Genomic DNA, 23,931 nt, shown 5'->3' with positions numbered 1-23,931 from the left:
ATAATCAAAGAGGGTTTATTCATGAAAAAAAGTCTAATACTAATTATTGCACTACTATTATTAAGCATTCCAGTCACACAAAGCGCTTACGCCGCTGATAATCCAGAAACGCCTATACAAGTTGCCAACGATGATGGTCACGGACTTGGAGAAATCTATCAGCCAGAGGGTGCAGTCAACTACAGTTCTGATACTGGCCAAATTTTGTATCAATATAAAATAGATGCAAAATGGTATCCTGCAAGTATGTCTAAATTGATGACGTTATATTTAACTGAAAAAGCCATACATAGCGGAAAACTTAAAAAAGATGCAAAAGTTAAAATGACAAATGAAGAATATCGTTTATCAACATTACCAGAACTAAGTAACACGAAATTATACCCTGGTGATGTATACACTATTTCTGAATTAATGCAGATTACAGTATCAAATTCATCTAACGCTGGAGCTATGATTTTAGGTAGAGAAACGATGAAAGCTGAAGATTTAGCATCAGCGAAGAAATTAGAAAAAGAAGACAAAGATTCTAAGAAGAATACAGCCTCTAAGAAAGAAAAACAAGATCTAGACTCTGACTTCGTAGATTATATGAATAAAACAGCGAAGAAAATGGGCATGGAACATACTCAATTCTACAATTCAAATGGTGCATCAAACAACTTGTTACTAGAATATAAAGCGAAGAGATATCAAACTGATGAAGATAACTATACAACTTCAAGAGACTTCGCAATCTTAACGCAACATTTAGTAAAACAATATCCTGATATTTTGGATTACACAAAACTCGTTGCTCCTACTGTTCATAACGTGACGTATTATACTTATAATCACTCACTTGAGGGTGCTGATATGTCCTTAAAAGGAACTGACGGATTAAAAACAGGTTCAAGTGATATCGCAGACTATAACCACAGTCTTTCAACAAAACGAGACGGATTAAGAATCAACCAAATCCTCTTTGGCGCTGGTGATTATAATAGTGTCGGCGGTGAAATGCAACGTAATATGATAGGAAATAGTTTGATGAATAAATCTTTCAAAGAATATGAATGGAAGAAAGTATTATCTAAAGGTAAACAAAAAATCAACGGCAAAACATACTATGTAACGAAAGATTTATATGATGTTGTTCGTAAAGACCAAGATTATAAAGTTGTACTTAAAGATGGACAGGCACATATTGATTATGACCGAGAATTCATTAATGATAGCTATGGCCCACCTACTGTTAAAGTAGAGTCACCTAGTACACATAAATTCAATGAAACAAAAGAAAAAGTAACAAGTAAAGACAATAGACCACTTATATTAACAGCTTCATTATTACTTTTAGCTGGTGTGATCTTATTATTAACTTGGTTAATTAAACGTAAAAAATAATTAACACAACCATAAGTCTTAAGCCCGACAACAAAAACGCCACCTTAGTGTAGAATAGTTATATACTATTTTATACGAGGTGGCGTTTTTGTTGATTCAATTTTTACCTAAATTTTTATCAGAACCAATTCAACTATCATTAATCGTCATTGTTTTTATTGCATTGATATACGTATTTGTACATCATAGAAGACAACAGCCGTTAATGAGTTTAATAGATATCATATTAGGTTACTTCCCCATCTTAATTCATGAAATGGGACATGTGGTTGCTAATAAACTATCAGGAGGCAAACCCAAAGATTTAGTCGTTGTTTGGCGAAGAAGAGAACGCTTAGAAACTGGTCGTCAAGGATATGCTATTACAGGTTCAAAATCCAGTTGGAACCAATTCATTACAACACTCTTCGGTTATTTAATGCCACCAATCATGCTTATACTCGGTGTTTGGCTTAAACATCATACATTTGGTCCAGTCTTTTTAATCTTACTCATATTGATGTTTTTATATTATGTGTTATTAACTTCCAAAAAGTTTATTCCAACAATAATATTAATCGTTATGGCAGTTGCTTTATATGAAGTAACCACAGCGCCGAATATACATAATTTCGGACAAATCACGACATATATTTATCACTTAAGTCTCGGAACACTATTAGGAGAAGTCGCACAATCAAGCATTACTATCTTCTTATTAACCTTCTCACGAGGACATCAAGAATGGGACGGCAGCCAGTTAAGACAACTCACAAAAATACCTACATTATTCTTTAGCATCGTTTGGATTGCTATTAATGTATATGCTGTGATGTATACATTCACTATTTTATGGTCATAAAATAGTGAATGTTTTTTTGTTTGGGGATATGTTGGATAGATCAGATCATATATTGTTCGGACTCTTGGATTAACCTCTGAGTTAACTCACGACTTCGGTCATCTCTTGGATTAACTTCGGAGTTAACTCACGACTTGGGCCATTTCTTGGATTAACTTCGGCGTTAACTCACGACTTCGACCTTCTCTTGGATTAACTACGGAGTTAACTCACGACTTGCCTCTTCTCTTGGATTAACTTCGGCGTTAACTCACGACTTCGACCATTTCTTGGATTAACTTCGGAGTTAACTCACGACTTGCCTCTTTTCTTGGATTAACTCCAGAGTTAACTCACGACTTGCCTCTTTTCTTGGATTAACTTCGGCGTTAACTCACGACTTGAGCCTTCTCTTGGATTAACTTCAGAGTTAACTCACGACTTGAGCCTTCTCTTGGATTAACTTCAGAGTTAATCTACGACTTCGACCATCTCGTCGCTTAATTACAGAGTTAATCTACGACTTCGACCATCTCGTCGCTTAATTCAAAAGTTAATCTACGACTTCAGCCATTTCGTCGCTTAATTCAGGAGTTAATCTACAACTTCGACCATCTCGTCGCTTAATTCAAAAGTTAATCTACAACTTCACCCAACTCGTCGCTTAATTCAAAAGTTAATCTACAACTTAGACCATCTCGTCGCTTAATTACAGAGTTAATCTACAACTTAGACCATCTCGTCGTTTAATTCAAAAGTTAATCTACAACTTCACCCAACTCGTCGCTTAATTCAAGAGTTAATCTACGACTCCAATCATCATTCTCCTTTTTCCGACACAAAATATTATATACCCCTACCCCGTATATGTTATACTCTAATTGTATTACTAAGTGAGAACATTTTTGCTGTCTTTCAATCAACAAACCAAGCTATGTTCTACACCAAAATATATAAGATAGGAGTTGTTAATGATGATTAAGAAATTAAGTTTTATTATAATGGCATCTGCCTTAGTATTATCGGCTTGTTCAACTGATAGCAAAGAAGATTCTAAAGCTAACAAACAAGGGGATCATATGGAGCATATGAATCATAAAAGCGAATCTGCATCTCCTGATAATATGAAAGCTACAAGCGATAGTAAGTTTAAAAAAGGTGACAAAGTTACGATTACTGCAGGTCATATGGACGGTATGAAAAATGCGGATGGTACCGTTAAGGGTGCTTACAATACTTATGCATATGAAGTAAGTTATACACCTAAAAATGGTGGTAAGAAAGTTAGGAACCACAAATGGGTCGTGAATGAAGAAATTGCCAAAGCTCCTAAAACAGGTTTCAAAAAAGGTGATACCGTTAAACTAGAAGCTGACCATATGCCTGGTATGAAAGGTGCAATGGCTAAAATCGATAATGTCCAAAAAACAACTGTATATATAGTGGATTATAAATCAACTGAAAACAATAAAATGGTTAAAAATCACAAATGGATGACAGATGACGAACTTAAATCTCGTTAATAGGATCCTCAAATATTTCTATACAACAATAAAAAGCGTACGACTTAGAATTCTATTCTAAATCGTACGCTTTTAAATTTAATCTTCGACTTTAGCACCAAACAAATACGCTGCGTTTGTTTCACTTATAATGATTGTCTTATCATTTAATTTAAGTTCAATAATTTGGTTAAGTTCGTCTTTTTTACTAATTGTGACGATGTCTCCGATATTCAATTCTTGATTGCTTAAATAGTCTAACAAACTAACGTAATCCATCACGCGTTTAATTTCAATATCTTCCCCAACCTCAAATTCATTAAGTGAAGTATTATAAATTTCTTCGATTTGGTTTTCTCTTGGTATGATTCCACCATGCGGACATGTGTCTGGATAATCCATCAATTTATCAATCTTTTCAATAAAACGATTAGACACACGGTGTTCTAAGATTTCTGCTTCTTCATGAACTTCATCCCATGTGTATTCTAATTCTTCGATTAAAAATCGTTCTATCAATCTATGTCTCTTAATAATATTTGCTGTATGATTTAATCCTTTTTCTGTTAATTTAACACCTTTATATGGGCGAATATCAACATAGTCATCTTTTTTCAAACGCAACATCATTTCACTGACAGATGATGGTTTAATGTTTAAATCATTTGCTAAATTTTTATTTGATACGTAGTCTGTTGTTCCATTCAAACCAAAAATTGCTTTTAAATAATCTTCTTGTTCTTCAGTCAACATTTAATCTGACCTCACTTTTATGATCTTAATTTTATTGTACCATGATTTATTTTCTCAAGCTATCTCTTGACTTCATCAAAAAATATTATATAATCTAACTATAGTTTAGGCTAACCTAAACTTATTTTTAGAAAAAGGTGATAACATGTTGCAGGTTAAACATATGGATTTATACTTTGGGTATCAGCATATACTACACGATATCAACTTAACAATAGAATCAACTGGTTCTTTAATCGGTATTATGGGTCCGAATGGTGCAGGTAAATCATCATTCATTAAGTCTATTTTAGGTGAATGCCCTACATCTGGGGAAGCGCTTTGGAATGGCAAACCGATTAAACAACAACTGACACAAATAACGTACATTCCACAACGTAATCAACTTGATTTGGATTTTCCTATTACCGTTAAAGATAGTCTCATGACTGGTTATTATCAAACTTCAGGATGGTTTAGACCTATGAAAAAAGAAGCTTATATAAAACGCGATCAACTTTTAAATGAATTACAACTTACTGATTTAAAAGATAGAACATTGAATCAGCTGAGTGGCGGTCAATTACAGCGCGTTCTATTAGCAAAAGCACTCATGAAAGACAGCGAATTATTATGTCTTGATGAACCCTTTGTAGGTATAGACTTTAAGAGTGAAGCCATCATGATGCAATCGCTAAGACAATTGAAATCAGAAGGTAAACTGATTCTTATTGTCCATCATGATATTCAAAAAGCCAAAGCATATTTTGATGAAATCCTCCTCCTCAATCAATCCATCAAATACTTTGGACCCGCTTCAGAAGTTTTAACAGATGAGAATATTAAAGAAGTATTTTTAAAGGAAGGCAAGTCATTATGATAAACGAATTTATCTCTTCACTATTTCAATACGATTTTCTAAGCAGAGCGTTATTAACTGCCATATTAGTTGGTATTGTCTGCGGCGTTGTTGGCAGTTTGATCCTACTCAGAGGTTTATCTCTAATGGGTGATGCCATGAGTCATGCTGTCCTACCTGGCGTCGCAATCAGTTATATGCTCAATATCCCAATGTTTATTGGTGCGCTTGTTTCAGGCATGTTGACTAGTTTTCTAGTAGGATTTATTTCACAACATTCAAAGACGAAAAATGATGCAGCAATCGGTATTACTTTCACAGCTTTCTTTTCATTAGGTATCATTATCATCAGTCAAATTAATTCTGCGACTGATTTATATCACATCTTATTTGGAAACATATTAGCTGTGACAACAAACGCCTTCTACACAACGAGCATCGTATGTATCATCGTCATTATGTGTGTCGTGATATTTTATAAACCGTTACATTTATCAACATTTGATCCTATAGCAGCAAGAATGAACGGTTTAAATGTTAAAGTTATTCATTATTTCGTAATGATGTTGTTAGCACTTGTTACAGTTGCAAGTCTACAAACGGTTGGCATTATTTTAGTAGTTGCCATGCTGATAACACCAAGTTCAACAGCATTTTTAATTACGAAATCACTAAAGACAATGATGATACTCGCGAGTACAATAAGCGCCATATGTGCGGCCTGTGGCATGTATATCAGCTACCTTTATAACTTACCAAGTGGCGCTTGTATCGTATTAGTATGTTGTGCTGTTTATATTTGTACATTCGCTATACATAAAATTAAATTTAAAATTGCATAGGAGATTGATCATGAAAAAATTATTTATTCCAATCATTGCGATCATTTTTATATTAAGTGCTTGTAGTTCATCAAGCACAAAAGACCAATCACATTTAAAAATCGTAACAACCAATTCAATACTTGCTGATATGACGAAAGAAATTACAAAATCAAATGCTAACGTCACAAGTATTGTTCCAATTGGCCAAGACCCTCATGAATATGAAATTAAACCTAAAGATATTAAAAACCTTACAGATGCAGATGTTGTCATTTACAACGGATTTAATCTTGAAAGCGGAAATGGATGGTTTGAGAAAGCTTTAGAACAAGCAGGCAAAAAGATATCTGATAAAAATGTGATTCAAGCTACTGAAGATGTAGATCCAATATTTTTAAAAGGTGGAGAAGGCAATAAAAATAAAATCGATCCTCACGCCTGGTTAAGTATCGATAACGGTATTAAATATGTTAATACAATAACCAATCACTTAACTAAGCTTGATAAAAATCATCGTGAAGACTATCAATCTAACTCAGATAAATACACGAAAAAATTAGAACAACTTCATCACAAAATGAAAAACGAATTTAATGACATCAACGAAAATAAACGTGCATTTTTAACAAGTGAAGGTGCATTTAAATACTTCGCTAAATCTTATCATATTAAACCAGGATATATTTGGGAGATAAACACAGAAAAACAAGGTACACCTGACCAAATGAAACAAGCGATACAATTTGTTAAACAACATAAGCTCTCCTCGTTAGTTGTCGAAACAAGTGTAGATAAGAAAAGCATGCAAACACTCGCTGAAGAAACAAACCTTAAAATTGAAGATGAAGTCTTCACCGATTCAATTGGTACAAAAAAATCAAAAGGCAATTATTACTACAACATGATGGAACACAATGCCAAAGCCATACACCAAAGTATGAAATAATTTATATAAACAGGAAGCGGTACAGAAATTTACTGCCAAAATACTAAAAGAGACTGAGACATATATGTCCCAGTCTCTTTTATGTTATGGACAAATTTTTTATATAATAGTCTCTTTAAAACTTCTAACAGGATTGTTTCTTGAAACTATCTCGTTAGCGTACTCTTTTCTCATTTTTTGCAGTAAATCAAGCTTTTTTTGTGTGCTCTTTTCGCTCTAACGGGATTGTTTTTCAGAACTATCTCGTTAGATTTTCTAACAGGATTGTTTTCTAGAACTATCTCGTTACCCATACCCAATGTTGCATGTCGACCCTCACTTGCAATGTTCAACGTTTCAATGTTGCATGTCGATCCTCACTTGCAATGTTCAATGCTCCAATGTTACTTGTCAGCCCTCACTTGCAATGTTCAACGCTCCAATGTTGCTTGTCAGCCCTCACTTGCAATGTTCAACGCTCCAATGTTGCTTGTCAGCCCTCACTTGCAATGTTCAACGCTCCAATGTTGCTTGTCAGCCCTCACTTGCAATGTTCAGCATTTTTTTGCGCTGACTCCTGCGGGACCAGCATGATTCGAAGACTACAGGCTGAGAACATGCCCGCGGAAAGCATGCGCATAAAAAATGCCGACAAAGCACAATACTTTGTCGACAATCTGAACGTAATTATCAAAATGCACTCATATCTTTAAAACAATTAATACGTATATGTTCCATCATTATAATTTATTTGAACGCCTCTTTGTGTATTTGAAATCCACAAGTTCATATTGATCGTTTGACCATTGTCATTGATTGAATATATACGAACATGCGACCCTCTTGGTAATAATTCATCACCATTATAAACAGGTGTCACTTCATAAAATACTTTAGTATCAGGTTTGTCGTAAATCACATCACGCACTTTAGTTTCAGGATAACCCATCCCTCCACCTTCTGGCGTTCTATTTGAACCTACATTCTGTTCTCTCGTACCTAAAGTTAAATTATGTGTTTCCATATCTCCACCTAATGACCATGCAAGTGAATGTGACTTATTATAAATATAACCTCTATATCCTTCTAATTGTAATATTTGATTATTGGACTGTGTACCTCTCCAAGTTTGTTTCATAGGATCATAAGAACCATCCTTGTATTCGCCAGCTAAATGTACATTTGAATGAAATTGAGGTCTTTCTTTAGAACTTGACGCGTTGTTTAACACTGCTTGATATGTAATTAATGCTGTTACTTTTCCACCTCGTCCTAATTGGTCCAAGTCAGAATATGATGCCCAAAATTCAGAATTACCTTTTTGATTAATCAGTTGCTGATCTGCTTGTGACAACGATGTTTTATTATCGTTAACAAAGGCATAATTTTCTTCATTAGTATCTGCATTGATTAATGATAAGTCATCTTTACTATTTTTAATTTTAGGCGTTAATTTACTAAATGTTTCACTCTGAATATCATCTAATGCTTTTTTAGATTGTACTTTTAGTTCTTTTGTTGCTTCTTCCTTGATAACGTCACCTATATCACAACCAGCTAATACAACAGCGGTAAGTATTATAGATAACAGAAACTTGAACTTCTTCATTTAATTACTCCTCTTTATTTTAAACATAACTATATAATTAAATCACTTTTTATTAATTATTCATAGGTTATATTTTCAAGATACATAAATAATTTTTAAAAAAGAAGGATAACTAAGGTTACCCTTGCCAAGACACTAAAAAAGGCTGAGACATTGCATTATGTCCCAACCTCACTTTGAAAGATGAATTGTCTTAGTTAATCTTCTTTTTTCATTGATTCTTTTCTCATTGCTTGTTTATATTTACTCAATACTTCTGTATCATTTTTAGAAAATGCTTCATTCATGATTTGTCGTTTCTCAGCACGATGTCTACGATCTTTCTTCGTTTCTCTTCTATCGTATCTGAAGTTCAGAGATGCACCTTTTTTAGTATGTGCATTCATATACATGTATGAACCTGAATTGTATGCTGCTCTAATGATTAAATGTCCTGCTACAGGTGACGTTAAGTAAAGGAATAATATCGTTAATAGCGTTCGGACACTGAAATATTCTTCAGTAACTAAAAAGTAAACAAACACGCCCGATAATGCAAGCAATACTGAGAGTGTTGAACTCTTCGTTGCTGCATGACTTCGAAGAAAGCTATCTCTGAATCTCACTATACCAATAGCACTGATTAACGCGACAATTGATCCTAACAGTATGGACAAAGCTGCAATTAAACTAACGATCTCGCTTAGATTCAAAGACACGACCTCCTTCTATGAAACGTGATATTCCAACTGTACTTAAGAACGCAAGTATCGCAATGATTAAACTTGCTTCTAAGTAACTGAATGTATTGTAAATAATACTTAGTATACCAACGACAGATATTAATATTGCTCCTATCGCATCAAATGCAATGACTCTATCGGCAGTTGTTGGTCCTATAATTGTTCTGAAAAGCACAATAACAATGGCAATCCCATAAATGACAAGTGCTGCTTTAATAATTGTTAATATGATAACTGACATTATTTAAGCACCTCCCAGATCAATTTTTCGTATTTTTTAATTTGTTTCGTTAAAATTTGTTTTTCTTTTTCAGAAACATCAATTGCGTGAATAAAGAATCGCTTACCATCTGGTGACAACCTCAAGACGACGGAACCAGGTGTCAACATGATGAGTAACGTCAATAATGTCACAGCCCAATCATTCTTTAAAGTTGTTTCATATGTGACCAATCCTGGATTGACTTTGTCTGCTCTAAACAATATATAGTTGATTGTCGTCATACTAGATGTGACAAGTTGATAGTTATAAACACATATAAATTTGAATACGACCCAAACTTTTTTCAAATAAAATACATGTCCAAAAAATCTATGCATTAAATAGACAATAAAGATACCAATTAAATATCCTCCAATAAATGTGGATAAATGAAACTTATCTTCATCTTGGAATAACGTCCATAAAAAGGCGATTAAAATGTTTAATAATAGTTGTGCCATTATTATTTCGCCTCCACTTCTACATTTGGAATAACTTCTTTAAAGTATGCTTTTTCATCCATATTAAAGTGCGCTGCCATTTGTGAAATATCTAAAACGTATTGCGCTGCTAAACCTAATACTACTGTAGCAACTGTTAATATAACCATGGCATATAGTTTATTCTTCGATAGTACAACTAAGCTCGCTTGCGGAATTTTCTCTCTTCCAAAATACATGACTAGGAAAATCCTTAACAAACTATACATAGCAATGATACTTGAGATAACCATGATTACTACACCGATTGTATAACCATTCTCTAATGCACCTTTAATAATTAATAATTTCCCAGGAAATCCACTAAACGGTGGAACACCACCAATTGATAATATCGTTATAAAGAAGATGACACCTAAGCTTGGATAATATTTTATTAACCCACCAAACTGATCATAATACCTTGTTCCAGCTAATAAGACGAATGTCCCAATAACTAAGAATAGTAGTGTTTTTATAATCATGTCATGACTGACATAGAATATTGCACCTGCAATGCCATCTTGATTATTTGCACTTAAACCTAATACCGCAAAACCTATAGATAAGATAACTTGGTAAGCTGCAATCTTCTTAATATCTTTAAAGCCTAAGACACCGATGGAACCAATAATCATCGTAACGATTGCCATAATGTATAAAAGATAATGCGTCACTTCTGGTTTTTCATCAAACATTAGTACCATCACACGTATTAGTGCGTATACACCTACTTTAGTCATAAGGCTGGCAAATAGCGCTGCTAGTTCAGTATTCAATGCAGCATACGCTTTAGGTAACCACATAAACATCACAAGTGCTGCTTTACCGCCAAATACGAATATCATAATAATAGCGACTAAAGTGGTTGTAGCTGGTTGATTACTTTCACTAATTCTCATTGCTAAATGTCCAAAGTTCAATGTACCTAACGTGCCATATAAATACGCAATGCCCATTAAGAAGAACCACGAACTCACGACATTTATAACAACATATATAATACTTGCTCTCAATTGTTCAATTGATTGCCCTAGTGTAAGCAATACGAATGAGGCTAATAACATAATTTCAAACATAACATATAAATTAAATATATCCGCTGTTAAGAAACTTCCGTTTACACCTGTTAATAAAAACAATATAAACGATGGTAGGAAATAGTGATTGGCTACACGTTCTCTTTTACCAAAACCAAAATAAATAATAATAGTAACTACAAAACAAGAAACGGTAGTAAATAGTAGACCAAGTTCATCACCAACAAATTGTATACCAAATGGTGGTTGCCAATCCCCAAAATTAATAACTAACGCTTTATTCATGCTTACCTCGATTAATAACCATCCGGTCACTATCGTTGTTAACAGTAAACTCGTTATCGCGATACGTCTTGTGAGTGTTAAACGTTCTTTAAAGAAGAACAAAATTAATCCAGTGATCAAAGGTACGAGTATTGGTATTAATATTAAATTATTCATCTATATCTTCATCCTCACCGCGTAACGCCTCTATTCTGTTCACTTTTGTGATTTTAAATGTTCTATAAACAAGTACTAATAAGAATGCCGTAATCGCAAATCCAATAACAATTGCTGTTAAGATTAACGCTTGTGGTAGTGGATCCACGAAATCTTTACCATCTCCATTAATCAATGGTACATTTTTACCACCAAATTCACTCATGGATAAAATCATTAAATTCGCTACATGCGTATAAATAGCTGTTCCAATAACAATTCGAATCAAGTTCTTAGATAAAATCATATATGTTCCTACGAATGTGAGTACGCCTATTATAATAACTAATATTAAATTCAACTGTTATCACCACTTATCGCAAGCATTATTGTTACAACTGCGCCTACAACTGTAAGTAAGATACCCAGTTCAAAAAGTGTAACGCTTGAAAGGTGAATTTCACCTAATAATGGAAATGTAATATACCCATCTTCATGAGTTAACATCGGATGTCCAAAGAACATTGGTGTCATTGCTGTACCAATCGAAATTAAACATCCAATGATAGTCACAGCTCTAAAGTCCAATGGTAATGATTGTACAACTGTTTCAACATCAAAAGCTAAAAACATTAAAATAAAGGCTGAGCTAAATACAAGTCCACCGATAAACCCACCACCAGGATTATTGTGACCGGCGAGAAAAATGTAAAAACCAAATGTCAAAATTATAAATATAGCAATTTTTGATATAGTTTCTAATACAACATCATTTTCTTTCATTTGGCTCATCCTTTCTTATTTTAAATTTAACTAACGTATATATACCTAATCCAGCTATTAAGATGACGATACCCTCTAACATTGTATCTAATGCACGGAAATCACCTAATATACCGTTTACTATATTTTTTACACCTGCTAATTCATAAGCATTTTTGTAATAGAATGAAATTTTGTCGAATAAACTATCTTGTTGCATCATTATGACAAAGATAACAACGAACACTGCCATCAAGAAGGCAATCGTTAATTTCACAATTTCCCCTAATACATGTGGTTTATCTTTTTGAACGTTAGGCAAGTGATAAAACACTAATAAAAATAACACTGTCGTAATTGTTTCAATTACAAGTTGCGTTAATGCTAAATCTGGTGCTTTCATAAAGATAAATACAACAGCGATTGAATATCCAATCACACCATTTAAAATCGTCATTGTCATTCTCTCACGAATAAACATTAATGCTATAGCTGCAATTACGATATTAATCAGTATAATAATTTCAAATGGTGTTGCAGCAGTTATATGATAGTATGCAATATCATAAATACCTACTTGGTAAATACCATATCCCATAATAATGAAGAATATGATGTATATGATGTGTAAATATTGATTCAATTTATTGTTCATAATTCCTTGAATCGAAATTGAACTGAATGAATCAAGAAATGCCATACCTTTATTATAGAAATGATTGATTTCAAACTTTTTAGAGATTTTACTGTAGATCTTTTGCCAATTTGGTAAAATCACAAGCAATGAACCAATGATATAAATACCTATTGTTAAGAATAGCTCTGTAGTAAATCCGTGCCACGCTTGAATGTGAGGAATGTGATGCATGATTTCATTATTATGGAATATATCTCGTAATGCCGGTCCAATTAAATATTCACCGATAACATTTGGAATCCAAAAAATAATGAGCACAAACATCGCGATAATGATTGGGGCGATTAATAATCCACCACCATCATGACGAGGTACGTTTGGTAATTGTTTCTTATTCAACGTTCCGAAGAATGGTTCCTTAATCAGCTTAATACAGTATACAAATGTAAAGATACTACCAATAAAACCAGCAGCAATCATTACAATCGATAATGTTTGAGTAAAGATTTCTGTATGGCCAGTTTCCACAAGACTTGTGAAGAACTTCTCTTTACTTAAAAATCCATTAAATAAAGGTATACCAGCCATGGATAACGCACTAATTGCCATAACGACTGCTGTTATCGGCATCAGCTTCCATAAACCACCTAATTTATTAATATCACGCGTTCCTGTTTCATGGTCAATAATACCGACACCCATAAACAGTACACTTTTAAAAATAGCGTGGTTAATCAAATGAAAGATTGCAGCAAATAAGCTTGCGATAAATATTTCATTATCTACTTCAAACTGATCATTAAATGCAAGTAATCCAAGACCAATCATTGTCATAATCATACCGAGTTGACTGATTGTAGAATAAGCGAGCATTGCTTTTAAATCTTTTTTACTGACAGCGAAAAATGAGCCCACTAATAATGTGACTAATCCTACTGTAACGACAGTATAAACGACCCATTCACTTTGACCGATGATTGGTGTAAACCTCAGTAACAAATATAATCCTGCTTTAACCATCGTCGCTGAATGCAAGTATGCACTCACAGGCGTTGGTGCTTCCATTGCATCTGGAAGCCAAATGTGAAATGGAAATTGAGCCGACTTCGTAAATGCACCTAATAAAATTAATAAGACAGCAAATATAAACCAAGGTGATGCAAATATTTGATCGATCATGTCGACTTGCTTCGTTATTGTATTCGTACCGGTAATCACATACAGAATGATTAAACCAATTAACATAGCCATGCCACCAAAAACAGTAATTAAAAATGATTTCAGTGCGCCTTCCTGACTCTTTTCCCTTTGATACCAATATGAAATAAGTAAAAATGAAGAAATACTAGTAAGTTCCCAAAATGTATATAGCAATATTGTATTATTCGATAGAACAACCCCGAACATTGCCAACATAAACATTAATAAATAAGTATAAAATCTTGGGAGATTATTTTTTTTATGAGATAAATAATAGATTGCATATAAGAAAACACCCGCACCTATGAGTGAAATAAGCAATCCAAATATTAATGATAAACCGTCTAACCTTAAATCTAAATTCACATCAATCAATGGCATCCATGCCTTAAAATAAGTAACCGAATGCCCTTGATAAATGGTTTTTATTTGACTGATAAAATATATCGAACTTAATACCGGTGCAATCAAACTTAACCATCCCGCAAATCGGCTAAATTTGGTTTTCATCGTCAATAGAACGGCACAAATGACCGCGATGATCATAAAAAATATCCATATTAACCCCATATACGAACTCCTTTCTATCTATATATTAATTTCAATTGTCGTTTCTTTTTTAATTGTTGTAACATCAATAAATTTCAAAGTTTCAATTAAAGATTGATGACCAAGATATTTCTGAATAATTGATACAGAAACACCTGATTTAAATGCATGATATGCAAAGGTCTTTCTTAAAGAATATAGACCGATATTTTTTAATCCAACCTCTTCAGCAGCTACATGTATAATGCGATACGCTTGCTGTCTCGACAATTGTTTCTTTGTTTTGATGGACATAAATACAAAATCATCTCTTTCCAATCCTTGTTCTCTTATAAATGATGATAGGCTCGATCTTAAATGAAGTGGAATAACAACTTTAATTAAATCCTTCTCATTATTAATCCAGTTATATTTAATATCATTCTCTTCATCAAGTAAGTCTTGAACTGTTAAATTCAATAATTGATTTACTTTTATCCCTGTATGAATTGCCAAACTAAATAATAAATAATCTCTTTCGCTATGAGATTTAAGTACTTCATACATTGCTCTTATGTCGCTTTTATTTTTAATTGGAGATACTTGTTGCATGAATGTCGTCCATCCTTCCTAATAAAGGTACATATTAATAATAATATATATTTGAGTAACATGAAAGATTTTTGTCTAACTTTTTTGTCGTTTTGCCTGTTTCATTTCGATATATATATTGAAAGGAGGTTTTAATCATGGCAAAAGTCAAAGATATTAATATCATTTTATTGCACCAATTTTTAGATGACGCTTCTAAAGTGAAAACTGTTCAAAGAAAATTTAATGCCATCAATTTAGATGTTACACATGAACAAGTTAGATCTTTCAAAGGGATTATCGAAAGCCTATCTGATGAAAAATTCAAAGATGCTTACATCGTCAAAACCATTCAGATAGAAAATTAATTACCAATAATAAAATAAAAGGAGGTGATACTTATGAGAAGAGTATTAGAACTTAACTTTAAAACATCTACAGATAAAACATTCACCCTTCAAATTCAGAATCCTAAATCAAATTTAACTCAAGACATTGTTGTAAGCGCAATGATGCAAATTATAAAATTAAATTTATTTGATTTATCTAAAGGAGAATTGGTATCTGTCCATTCCGCACAATATATAGAAAGAACTACCCGCCAGCTTATAAAGTAATCATTCGTATAATGATTAAACGAAAAGCACCTGCATTCTTAACGAATGCAGGTGCTTTTTTGATTAAGGACAAGACCTTTACAACAGATTGAAACGCTAACGTGATTGTTTCCCAGAACTATCTCGTTAGGATTTCTAACAGGATTGTTTTCTTAAACTATCTCGTTAGCACATTGTTTCCTCACTTTTTGTAGTTAATTTAGGCTTTCTCACGGGCTATTTCCCCGCTAACGAGATTGTTTTTACTTTCTATCTCGTTAGATTTTCTAACAGGATTGTTTTCCGAAACTATCTCGTTAGCGCGTTGTTTTCTCACTTTTTGTAGTTAATTTAGGGTTTCTCACAGGCTATTTCCCCGCTAACGAGATTGTTTTTACTTTCTATCTCGTTAAATTTTCTAACGTGATTGTTTCCCAGAACTATCTCGTTAGAACGTTTTCCATAGTATTTTTTTGCGCTGACTCCTGCGGGAACAGCATGATTCGAAGACTACAGGCTGAGAACATGCCCGCGGAAAGCATGCGCAAAAAATATGCCGACAAAGTGATCACTTTGTCGACATTCTGACTCCTTCATTCATTAAGAATGCAGGTGCTTTTTTAATTTCCTATAATAAAATGTTTTTAATCATTTCTTTGTAGTTTACTTTCTGATCTTCTTCCATATAGTAATACACTTTTCTCTCATCTAAGTCACTTCTATATTTTCCTATGTAACCTTTTCTATATAACTTCGCTAAATTAGTACCTATGTTTGAAGGTCTAGTATGTAATTCAGTTAGTTTCCCTTGTAGTATTTCTTTTATGGTAATCTCTTCTGCTCTATATATTTCCTCTAATATGATAAAGTCTACGATTGATAAGCGATGATCACGTTTCATAATTGTAATTTTATTTTCATAATTTATCATATCTTGAATAGATTCACTAAATTGTACCGTCATTTTATATCCTCCTTAATTAATTTCTCCCGATTATTAATGGTTTACAACACACGATATGCATTTATATTTATTGTAAACAGTTTTAAATTCATATTTTGATTAATTCTTTCCATATATTTGATTTATTAGAAAGTAACTTAACTAATTTATTTAATAAGGTAACATTCTATTACTTTATTTGATAAAATAATAATATTAGAACTCAAAAATATGACTTTATTTGATGATTTGTTCCAAAATTTTACTTTATCGAGGTGGTTTTATGTACAATTATGAAATTTCATTGCATCAGGAAGGTATCATTAATCCTAAAAAAATAGGATTCGGTGCTTTATGTTTTATTTTAGAAGGAGATGTTGAATTAACTTTAAATCATGTGAAACAAACATTTAGTGTAGGCGATTTATTTTATCTTCAAGATAGTGACAATTACTTACCTCTGATTAACAATGGTATGGTTGCTATCCTACACATAAGTTATTCTATGATGGAAAGCATGAGTAATGAGGAAGCTTTCTTATTCAGAATTCCTAGTACATCTAAATCAAATCACTTAGATAGGTACAAACATCAAATTAAGGATTTATTTATAAAAGCCATTTTAGCTGATTTGACGAAAGTGAAAATTAGAAGCAGTCTTTATGTCATGGAAATATTTAAAGTGTTATACGAACGATTTAAAGTGGATGTTAAGCATTATGGACAAATGGAGTTAGATTTAAGTAGTTTAATTTATAAAGTGAAACAATACATTGATCAAAATTTCCATGACACTCTTTCCTTAAATATTGTTGCTAGTCATTTTTATGTTTCACCTGAACATTTATCAAGAGAATTTTCAAAACAAATGGCCAAAACCTTCATTCAATATTTGAAAGAAACGAGACTTTATCAGGCTACATACGCGCTACTATTTAGTCAATTTACCGTCGAACAAATTGCGAATAGTCATGGTTTCTCTAGTTATCATAATTTTAATAGACAATTTAAAGCGCAATTTAATGTCACACCAAAACAATACAGATTACAATATAAACAGAATAAAGTGAATAAGCACGATATATCACTTTCAACAGAAGAAAAATCTTCGCTTATTTCAAAACTACAGAAAATGATGCATAACAAGTCACTTGTTCATGAATATAAATATATGTCCTTTACTGATAAACCACTTAGAACTATAAACGCAGACCATAAGACATATTTACACATCGGTGGTGTTCATGATTTTCATACGCCATTTCTCGGTGAAATTATAAATAATCTTGAAAAAATTCCAACTAAACCAGTTATCGTCATTCATTGTTCTATGAAGTCTTTTTATGATAAAGAACACGGCACGCAATACAAACATGACTTAGCCTATTGCTTGAGTATTTTCACAAATACAAAGATTAAACCTGCTTTAAAAATTCACGACATTGAACCTACAGATAACATCTATAACCAACGTTGGTATGAACTAATAGATGTGATTCATAATTATTTTTACAACAAGTCTGGTGAAATCTTCTTTGATATTAACTTTAAAGAATTGATTCATTTAAACTCGCAGATTAAGGCAACGAAAGAACGCCTTCCAGATGTGAAAATAATGATTAATGCACCTGATCCTTTCGAATATAATTATGAAGATTTAAACATTAATTTATCTGAATTACATGATATTGATGGATTTGCATTAAGCTATAACTTTAATGACTTATATCAATTAGAAAAAATGAATAACTACGACATTACACGCGTGACAAATGCATATACAAAGAAACTTATCAAAAACATGAAATATTTAAACTTGCATAATAAAGATGTTATTCCTATAGAATGGAACGTAATAAATGGCAATAGCATAACTACAAGTGATTACTACTTCAATGCTTCAATTATGCTCAATCACTTATTAGATATTTCGAGTTACATTACTGGTACTGGATATTGGTTAATGGAAGAAGCAGCAACTTCTTACTCTACTATTTCACGACCATTGTCATTATACTTAAAATATCATTGCAAAAGCCCTACCAATTATTTATTAACATTACTGACTGATTTTAACGGACAGACATTTTATGCAGGACCAAATTACGTCAAATTTGAAATTCATAACAAGATATATTATTTATTATTTAATTATGAGTTATATCACCCACATGACATTAATTATCAAAATAACATTGGGATTATATTATCTTTTCGTGATATTCCATTTGAACAATTTAGAGTCACTAAAATTACATTCGACCAAGATAATGGCAATATCTTTAAAGCCATACGTAAACTAGACGACAATCAAAGTAATTTAGACTATTTGAACACTGTCTTATTAGATAGATACTGTTCACCAGATATTGAAATGGCTGACTTTAATACACGTCAAATAGAAGAAACATATTATTTAAAGACGAACGGTATCAAACTATTAATTGTGCAAAACTTAAAATAGTATGATTCCGAGTGGTGAGACACTATTTGAATGTGCGAAGAAAAGATATCGTGCGTTTGATCCTATATCGCACGATATCTCAGCAAAATCCCAAAGTCTTCGTGCGGTTCATACCTTATCGCACGATATCTCTATTCTTTCTATAATAAAAAAGCGTATGGTGTGGACCTTCATCCACACCATACGCTTTTAATTTTTATTCTAATTCTAAGTTCTTACGGTAATTTTCAACGACTTCTTTTTTACTTGAATCACTTGGAATAAAGTAATATAAACCATCGTCTAATATTGCATCTTGACCTTGTAATTGATTACGATCAACGTTGTCTAATGCATCACTATATTTAGATCTTAAACTATTAATTTGTGTCATCTTCAAGTCTGTTTGTACATTATCACCTAATGTATCAAATATTTGGTTAATCTTCGGTAATGACCCAACGCTCACTAGTTCATTTGCTAATGCTTGAATCACAAGTTGTTGTCTTTCTTGTCTACCAAAGTCTCCACCTGCACCGTCTTCTTTTCTACTTCTAATAAATGCAAGTGCTTCATCACCATCTAAGTTGTATTTTTGACCTTTTACATATGAATGTCCTTTAACTGTAAATGTTGCATTACTTTTAACTGACACGCCACCTGCTTGGTCAACAAGTTCTTTAACGCCGTCCATATTGATTGTAGCATAATGGTCAACTGGAACATTCATTAATTTTTCTAATGAATTAATTGCCATTTTCGGACCGCCATATGCATATGCATGATTAATTTTTTCTACTGAGTCTTGTCCAACAATTTCAGCTCTTGTATCCCTAGGAATACTTACCATAACTGTTTTTTTCTTATCTGGATTTATTGATAATAATACAATTGAGTCTGATCTTTCTCCTCCACCTGCTGCTGCTCTCGTTGAGTCAGAATCGATACCAAATAATGCAATAGATATCGGATCTCCGTTTGTATCAACGGCTTTCTGTCTTAACTCAGATTTGTCTCTACCTAATGGATTATGTATTGAATTCCCTAATGCGAAAAATTTATATACAAAAAAGGCTACGACAAGTAAGAAAGCAATTAGTAATACAATAATGATTGTCGTTATAATTTTAAATGCTGCTGACTTAGGCTTTTTTCCCGAACGTTCAAATTGATTAGTCACGTATACTCATTCCATTCTATTTTTTCTTTATTATACATTTATTTTTTTAACTTTGCCAATTACAAATAACATGTACATATGATTTCTGTTCACAAAAAATTAATATAAAAATAATAATAAATTTAAGTAGCTATTTATGGAATATATATATACTTTATGTTAAAGTGATACTGTAATCTACAACGTTACATGCTTTAAATTTTTTGGCATATTAAACGGGAAAGAGGATGAGATACGGCGATCTCATCCTCTCTTTTTTCGTCTTCTTTTGTTCGGTTTCGTTTTAATGACTTTCGTTGTAATTTGAATGTCATCGTTATATCGCACTCTCACTACATCACCATAAAACAATCTTTGTTCACCATACCTAGAACATACAGACAGTTCTGGGTACACTTCTTCAACTTTAGCAATATAATTGTACGATCTATCTCTTTTTAATACATCAATATAATTCCCTGCTTCCACACCTTTATCTGTCCCCGCATTAATAATAAAAGATGTGTCATCTAGTATTCTTATTATTTCCACTTGTTTCATTGTTCCACGCTAACTTTCTATAATTCTTATAATATGAAATGTTATGACTAGCGCTTAGTTGACTGCTTTACTGTTTCATAGAGTTGAAGAATATTTAATATGATATTTCTTTCATCTTTACGATTAATTTTTTTATTATTAAGTAACCTCTTTATAGTTTTCTTTTTGACATTACATAATTTGGCAATAGATTTATTGGTTAAATTATACTCTTTTTTTAATGTATTTTCAATATAATAAGTAGTGTATTTTAAAGCGTCTTTGTTTTTACTCTTGTCCTCAAAATAATTCAATCGTTTTTCAACTTCATATCTTTGTTTGTCCGTGAGTACACCTTGATTCCCTTTTAATAGAAATGCATATTTTTCTTTCGGGAGGTCTAATAATAAACGCATCTGTTCATCGTTGAATTCATATTTTTTTGATACATTTTCTATTCTTTCAGCATAAACATATCTTTCCACCTTTGCCATCATATCACTTCCTTTACAAATAACATATACCCATATATGGAAATTATAAGCATAATTATCTGGTTAGTCGCATATACAAAAAGACAAAGCTCACAGCTTTATACAATAAACTGTAAGCTTTGTCTCATTATTAAAAATGATGAAAATCATTATTCTAAATATAATTCCACTGCATCCCTCGTATGACTCATCGTCATGACGTGATGGTCATAATCTTTAGATAGATAACTATAAAATAAGATATCTACTGTCATTAATTGCGAAATAAGTGAACTTGTAGCCGCTAACCTCAAACTACTTTCTGAACTCGCATCATGAATTAAATAATGATCTGCAAATTTCGCTAATGTGGATGTTTGAGATTGCGTAATACCTACAATTTTCACACCATATTTTTTTGCTACTTTAGCTAATGACAACGTCTCATTATTCTCTCCAGAATTTGAAATACCAATAAACGTGAGATTACCTGTCTGTGAAGCCATTGCAGTTGATAACAAATGAGTATCTAACGAATAGATGACTTGTTTACCAATGCGTGTAAACTTCTGATAAATATCTTGCGCAACTAAGCTTGATGCACTGACACCATATACGATAATGCTATCTGATTGATATAGCTGTTCAACAATACGATCTACACTTTCACTTGAGATATGTTTTTCAGTCATTTCTAAAGTATGTGCTGCTCTCGTTACAAGCTTCTTACTAATAGAATCTACTGTTTCATCTTGCTTAATTTCTTGATAAATACTTTGCTCATGACTTGGTAAATATCTCGAAATTGCTAATTTCAAATCAGTAAAACCTTTAAAGTTTAATTTATGTGAACATCTAATGATTGAAGCTGCACTTGTTTGCGTCAACTTACCTAATTGTTGTGCACTTAAATTAATCGTCTCTTCCGGGTGATTAATAATATATTGAGCGATACGTTGTTCATGCTTGGTTAACTGTGACATTTGTTCTTTTATAAAAATCAATAAATGTTGATGCTCCATAATCTTTATTCCTCTTCCAATTCTTGTGGTGCTGTCATTTCTTTATTTGTACCAAAGAAATACGTAGCTATAAATCCTCCAGCGTATGCTGCTAATAATCCAGCAATATATCCTAAGTACATATTATCAGAAATTAAAGGAATAAGGGATACTCCACTTGGACCAATGGCACTTGCACCGATATGTCCGATACCACCGATTACTGCACCACCAATACCTCCACCGATACACGCTGTAATAAATGGTCTGCCTAATGGTAACGTCACACCATAAATAAGTGGTTCACCAATACCTAAAACTCCTACAGGCAAAGCCCCTTTTAGTAAATTAATGATTTTTTTATTTTTTCTACATTTTACCCATAATGCAAATGCTGCTCCAACTTGTCCAGCACCTGCCATTGCTAGGATTGGTAATAAATATGTTGCGCCAGATTGATTAATCATTTCTATATGAATAGGTGTTAATACTTGGTGTAACCCAAACATAACAAGTGGTAGGAATGTCGCGCCTAATATAAATCCACTAAATGCGCCACCGATATTTAGTACCCAATCAATGACACCTAATAATCCATTTGAAATGAATCCTGCAATTGGCATAATTAAGAATATTGTACCGAGACCCATAATAAACAATGTAACCGTCGGCGTAACGATAATATCTACCGAGCTTGGTACAATCTTGTGTAACCTTTTCTCAATAAGCGATAATATCCATACTGCGATAATGACACCAATAACTCCACCTTGACCAGCAGCTAAAGGTTCGCCATTGAATATATTTTTAATTGGATGTTCCGGAACCATACCAGTCAACATCGTTGTACCACCGATTACACCACCTAATCCTGGTGTTGCACCAAATTCTTTCGCGGCATTGATACCGACATAAATGACTAAGTATGCGAAGATACCGTTTTTAATAATATCAAACACTAATACAAATTGTTCCCATGTCGCACCATCTAAAGTACCTGCTGCTAACATATTTGAAATAACAGCTGATATACCACCAATTAAACCAGCCCCAACAAATGCTGGAATTAATGGAACAAAGATATTCGCAATAGATCTTAACACCTTTTTAAATGGTGTTTGATTCTTTTTATTTAAGTTTTGCTTAAATAAATCCGCTTCTTGTGCTACTTTTTCTTTATTTGAAGCATGATGTTTAATATCTTCTCCCAAAGGCACACCGATGATATCGCTCATTTCATTGGCTACTTTATTTACTGTTCCAGGGCCAATAACAGCCTGCAACATATCATCTTCTACTACACCCATTACACCCTTAGTATTCTTTAATCCTTCAACATCCACCTTACTGTAATCAACAATTTCCATTCTTACACGCGTCATACAATGAATGACTTTATCTAAATTATCTCTTCCCCCAACTGCTTTCAGTATGTCCTTTGCAATATCTCTTTCTTTAGACATTCGCAATACCCCCTT

25 protein-coding genes are annotated in these 23,931 nt (G+C 32.8%); 9 read left to right on the top strand and 16 right to left on the bottom strand.

What is annotated here, in order from left to right; translation table 11 throughout:
• The first annotated feature begins 21 nt into the window (after positions 1-21).
• From pbp4 to P3U32_RS01925, 3 genes are all read left to right on the top strand, one after another.
• Complete coding sequence (pbp4, locus tag P3U32_RS01935; RefSeq protein ID WP_323703928.1) at positions 22-1,386, top strand: penicillin-binding protein PBP4; 1,365 nt, start codon at positions 22-24, stop codon at positions 1,384-1,386.
• A gap of 91 nt (positions 1,387-1,477) precedes the next feature.
• Entirely contained in the window at positions 1,478-2,227 is a 750-nt protein-coding gene (locus tag P3U32_RS01930; RefSeq protein WP_323703927.1) for a M50 family metallopeptidase, read from the top strand.
• Between the two features lie 953 nt (positions 2,228-3,180).
• Positions 3,181-3,729: a YdhK family protein gene (locus P3U32_RS01925; protein WP_323703926.1), complete on the top strand. Its 549-nt coding sequence runs from the start codon at positions 3,181-3,183 to the stop codon at positions 3,727-3,729.
• A gap of 78 nt (positions 3,730-3,807) precedes the next feature.
• Here the strand turns inward: P3U32_RS01925 and P3U32_RS01920 are convergent, their stop codons facing one another.
• Positions 3,808-4,461: a metal-dependent transcriptional regulator gene (locus P3U32_RS01920; RefSeq protein ID WP_323703925.1), complete on the bottom strand. Its 654-nt coding sequence runs from the start codon at positions 4,459-4,461 to the stop codon at positions 3,808-3,810.
• A 145-nt stretch (positions 4,462-4,606) separates the two neighbouring features.
• On the opposite strand from P3U32_RS01920, the gene P3U32_RS01915 reads away from it, so the two are divergent.
• Genes P3U32_RS01915 through mntC form a run of 3 tightly spaced genes read left to right on the top strand, consistent with a single transcriptional unit; the run spans position 4,607 to position 7,069 of the window.
• On the top strand, positions 4,607-5,320 hold the full coding sequence (locus tag P3U32_RS01915) for a metal ABC transporter ATP-binding protein (protein ID WP_323703924.1): 714 nt from the start codon (positions 4,607-4,609) through the stop codon (positions 5,318-5,320).
• Complete coding sequence (locus P3U32_RS01910) at positions 5,320-6,141, top strand: metal ABC transporter permease (RefSeq protein ID WP_323704827.1); 822 nt, start codon at positions 5,320-5,322, stop codon at positions 6,139-6,141. The genes P3U32_RS01915 and P3U32_RS01910 overlap by 1 nt, the downstream gene beginning before the upstream one ends.
• 10 nt (positions 6,142-6,151) lie before the next feature.
• The gene (gene mntC / locus P3U32_RS01905) at positions 6,152-7,069 is read left to right on the top strand and encodes a manganese ABC transporter substrate-binding lipoprotein MntC (RefSeq protein ID WP_323703923.1); all 918 of its coding nucleotides are present in this window, start codon (positions 6,152-6,154) and stop codon (positions 7,067-7,069) included.
• Positions 7,070-7,766: 697 nt separating this feature from the next.
• Here the strand turns inward: mntC and P3U32_RS01900 are convergent.
• From P3U32_RS01900 to P3U32_RS01860, 9 genes are all read right to left on the bottom strand, one after another.
• The gene (locus tag P3U32_RS01900; RefSeq protein ID WP_323703922.1) at positions 7,767-8,657 is read right to left on the bottom strand and encodes a DNA/RNA non-specific endonuclease; all 891 of its coding nucleotides are present in this window, start codon (positions 8,655-8,657) and stop codon (positions 7,767-7,769) included.
• A gap of 197 nt (positions 8,658-8,854) precedes the next feature.
• Positions 8,855-9,349, bottom strand: coding sequence for a Na+/H+ antiporter subunit G (locus P3U32_RS01895; protein ID WP_323703921.1), 495 nt, complete (start codon positions 9,347-9,349; stop codon positions 8,855-8,857).
• A complete protein-coding gene (locus P3U32_RS01890; RefSeq protein ID WP_323703920.1) occupies positions 9,327-9,620 on the bottom strand; it encodes a Na(+)/H(+) antiporter subunit F1 in 294 nt (97 codons plus the stop codon). The genes P3U32_RS01895 and P3U32_RS01890 overlap by 23 nt, the downstream gene beginning before the upstream one ends.
• Positions 9,620-10,102, bottom strand: coding sequence for a Na+/H+ antiporter subunit E (locus tag P3U32_RS01885; RefSeq protein ID WP_323703919.1), 483 nt, complete (start codon positions 10,100-10,102; stop codon positions 9,620-9,622). Before P3U32_RS01885 ends, P3U32_RS01890 begins: the two co-directional genes overlap by 1 nt.
• 2 nt (positions 10,103-10,104) lie before the next feature.
• Positions 10,105-11,601 (bottom strand): Na+/H+ antiporter subunit D, encoded by a 1,497-nt coding sequence (locus P3U32_RS01880; RefSeq protein ID WP_323703918.1) that lies wholly within the window; start codon positions 11,599-11,601, stop codon positions 10,105-10,107.
• Entirely contained in the window at positions 11,594-11,941 is a 348-nt protein-coding gene (locus P3U32_RS01875; protein WP_323703917.1) for a Na(+)/H(+) antiporter subunit C, read from the bottom strand. The genes P3U32_RS01880 and P3U32_RS01875 overlap by 8 nt, the downstream gene beginning before the upstream one ends.
• Complete coding sequence (locus P3U32_RS01870; protein ID WP_323703916.1) at positions 11,938-12,363, bottom strand: monovalent cation/H+ antiporter subunit B; 426 nt, start codon at positions 12,361-12,363, stop codon at positions 11,938-11,940. Before P3U32_RS01870 ends, P3U32_RS01875 begins: the two co-directional genes overlap by 4 nt.
• Positions 12,350-14,749 carry a DUF4040 family protein gene (locus P3U32_RS01865; RefSeq protein ID WP_323703915.1) on the bottom strand — a complete coding sequence of 800 codons (2,400 nt, stop codon included), beginning with the start codon at positions 14,747-14,749 and terminating at the stop codon, positions 12,350-12,352. Before P3U32_RS01865 ends, P3U32_RS01870 begins: the two co-directional genes overlap by 14 nt.
• Before the next feature lie 18 nt (positions 14,750-14,767).
• Positions 14,768-15,319 (bottom strand): tyrosine-type recombinase/integrase, encoded by a 552-nt coding sequence (locus P3U32_RS01860; RefSeq protein WP_323703914.1) that lies wholly within the window; start codon positions 15,317-15,319, stop codon positions 14,768-14,770.
• A gap of 137 nt (positions 15,320-15,456) precedes the next feature.
• On the opposite strand from P3U32_RS01860, the gene P3U32_RS01855 reads away from it, so the two are divergent.
• Together P3U32_RS01855 and P3U32_RS01850 are read left to right on the top strand one after the other, a co-directional pair.
• The gene (locus P3U32_RS01855) at positions 15,457-15,666 is read left to right on the top strand and encodes a DUF1659 domain-containing protein (protein ID WP_323703912.1); all 210 of its coding nucleotides are present in this window, start codon (positions 15,457-15,459) and stop codon (positions 15,664-15,666) included.
• 33 nt (positions 15,667-15,699) lie between these two features.
• Positions 15,700-15,915: a DUF2922 domain-containing protein gene (locus P3U32_RS01850; RefSeq protein WP_323703911.1), complete on the top strand. Its 216-nt coding sequence runs from the start codon at positions 15,700-15,702 to the stop codon at positions 15,913-15,915.
• 607 nt (positions 15,916-16,522) lie between these two features.
• On the opposite strand, the gene P3U32_RS01845 is transcribed toward P3U32_RS01850, so the two are convergent.
• Complete coding sequence (locus P3U32_RS01845) at positions 16,523-16,858, bottom strand: helix-turn-helix domain-containing protein (RefSeq protein WP_323703910.1); 336 nt, start codon at positions 16,856-16,858, stop codon at positions 16,523-16,525.
• Between the two features lie 262 nt (positions 16,859-17,120).
• Here P3U32_RS01845 and P3U32_RS01840 point away from each other — a divergent pair, with 262 nt between their 5' ends.
• Positions 17,121-19,301, top strand: coding sequence for a helix-turn-helix domain-containing protein (locus tag P3U32_RS01840; RefSeq protein WP_323703909.1), 2,181 nt, complete (start codon positions 17,121-17,123; stop codon positions 19,299-19,301).
• A gap of 196 nt (positions 19,302-19,497) precedes the next feature.
• Here the strand turns inward: P3U32_RS01840 and P3U32_RS01835 are convergent, their stop codons facing one another.
• From P3U32_RS01835 to P3U32_RS01815, 5 genes are all read right to left on the bottom strand, one after another.
• On the bottom strand, positions 19,498-20,460 hold the full coding sequence (locus P3U32_RS01835; protein ID WP_323703908.1) for an LCP family protein: 963 nt from the start codon (positions 20,458-20,460) through the stop codon (positions 19,498-19,500).
• A gap of 243 nt (positions 20,461-20,703) precedes the next feature.
• On the bottom strand, positions 20,704-21,000 hold the full coding sequence (locus P3U32_RS01830; RefSeq protein ID WP_323703907.1) for a hypothetical protein: 297 nt from the start codon (positions 20,998-21,000) through the stop codon (positions 20,704-20,706).
• A gap of 47 nt (positions 21,001-21,047) precedes the next feature.
• A complete protein-coding gene (locus P3U32_RS01825) occupies positions 21,048-21,473 on the bottom strand; it encodes an HTH domain-containing protein (RefSeq protein ID WP_323703906.1) in 426 nt (141 codons plus the stop codon).
• A 149-nt stretch (positions 21,474-21,622) separates the two neighbouring features.
• Positions 21,623-22,474 carry a MurR/RpiR family transcriptional regulator gene (locus P3U32_RS01820; RefSeq protein WP_323703905.1) on the bottom strand — a complete coding sequence of 284 codons (852 nt, stop codon included), beginning with the start codon at positions 22,472-22,474 and terminating at the stop codon, positions 21,623-21,625.
• Between the two features lie 5 nt (positions 22,475-22,479).
• Positions 22,480-23,916: a PTS transporter subunit EIIC gene (locus P3U32_RS01815; RefSeq protein WP_323703904.1), complete on the bottom strand. Its 1,437-nt coding sequence runs from the start codon at positions 23,914-23,916 to the stop codon at positions 22,480-22,482.
• Positions 23,917-23,931 lie beyond the last annotated feature (15 nt).

The organism is Mammaliicoccus sp. Dog046 (assembly GCF_034039665.1).
In the GTDB taxonomy this organism is placed as follows: domain Bacteria; phylum Bacillota; class Bacilli; order Staphylococcales; family Staphylococcaceae; genus Mammaliicoccus.
This window is presented reverse-complemented; position numbering and strand designations above follow the sequence as displayed.

Bases quoted from the DNA above. Each gene is read 5' to 3' on its own strand.
- pbp4 (WP_323703928.1), top strand. From the start codon at position 22: ATGAAAAAAAGTCTAATACTAATTATTGCACTACTATTATTAAGCATT.
- P3U32_RS01925 (WP_323703926.1), top strand. From the start codon at position 3,181: ATGATTAAGAAATTAAGTTTTATTATAATGGCATCTGCCTTAGTATTA.
- P3U32_RS01920 (WP_323703925.1), bottom strand. From the start codon at position 4,461: ATGTTGACTGAAGAACAAGAAGATTATTTAAAAGCAATTTTTGGTTTG.
- P3U32_RS01915 (WP_323703924.1), top strand. From the start codon at position 4,607: ATGTTGCAGGTTAAACATATGGATTTATACTTTGGGTATCAGCATATA.
- mntC (WP_323703923.1), top strand. From the start codon at position 6,152: ATGAAAAAATTATTTATTCCAATCATTGCGATCATTTTTATATTAAGT.
- P3U32_RS01900 (WP_323703922.1), bottom strand. From the start codon at position 8,657: ATGAAGAAGTTCAAGTTTCTGTTATCTATAATACTTACCGCTGTTGTA.
- P3U32_RS01890 (WP_323703920.1), bottom strand. From the start codon at position 9,620: ATGTCAGTTATCATATTAACAATTATTAAAGCAGCACTTGTCATTTAT.
- P3U32_RS01885 (WP_323703919.1), bottom strand. From the start codon at position 10,102: ATGGCACAACTATTATTAAACATTTTAATCGCCTTTTTATGGACGTTA.
- P3U32_RS01880 (WP_323703918.1), bottom strand. From the start codon at position 11,601: ATGAATAATTTAATATTAATACCAATACTCGTACCTTTGATCACTGGA.
- P3U32_RS01870 (WP_323703916.1), bottom strand. From the start codon at position 12,363: ATGAAAGAAAATGATGTTGTATTAGAAACTATATCAAAAATTGCTATA.
- P3U32_RS01865 (WP_323703915.1), bottom strand. From the start codon at position 14,749: ATGGGGTTAATATGGATATTTTTTATGATCATCGCGGTCATTTGTGCC.
- P3U32_RS01860 (WP_323703914.1), bottom strand. From the start codon at position 15,319: ATGCAACAAGTATCTCCAATTAAAAATAAAAGCGACATAAGAGCAATG.
- P3U32_RS01855 (WP_323703912.1), top strand. From the start codon at position 15,457: ATGGCAAAAGTCAAAGATATTAATATCATTTTATTGCACCAATTTTTA.
- P3U32_RS01850 (WP_323703911.1), top strand. From the start codon at position 15,700: ATGAGAAGAGTATTAGAACTTAACTTTAAAACATCTACAGATAAAACA.
- P3U32_RS01845 (WP_323703910.1), bottom strand. From the start codon at position 16,858: ATGACGGTACAATTTAGTGAATCTATTCAAGATATGATAAATTATGAA.
- P3U32_RS01840 (WP_323703909.1), top strand. From the start codon at position 17,121: ATGTACAATTATGAAATTTCATTGCATCAGGAAGGTATCATTAATCCT.
- P3U32_RS01830 (WP_323703907.1), bottom strand. From the start codon at position 21,000: ATGAAACAAGTGGAAATAATAAGAATACTAGATGACACATCTTTTATT.
- P3U32_RS01825 (WP_323703906.1), bottom strand. From the start codon at position 21,473: ATGGCAAAGGTGGAAAGATATGTTTATGCTGAAAGAATAGAAAATGTA.
- P3U32_RS01820 (WP_323703905.1), bottom strand. From the start codon at position 22,474: ATGGAGCATCAACATTTATTGATTTTTATAAAAGAACAAATGTCACAG.
- P3U32_RS01815 (WP_323703904.1), bottom strand. From the start codon at position 23,916: ATGTCTAAAGAAAGAGATATTGCAAAGGACATACTGAAAGCAGTTGGG.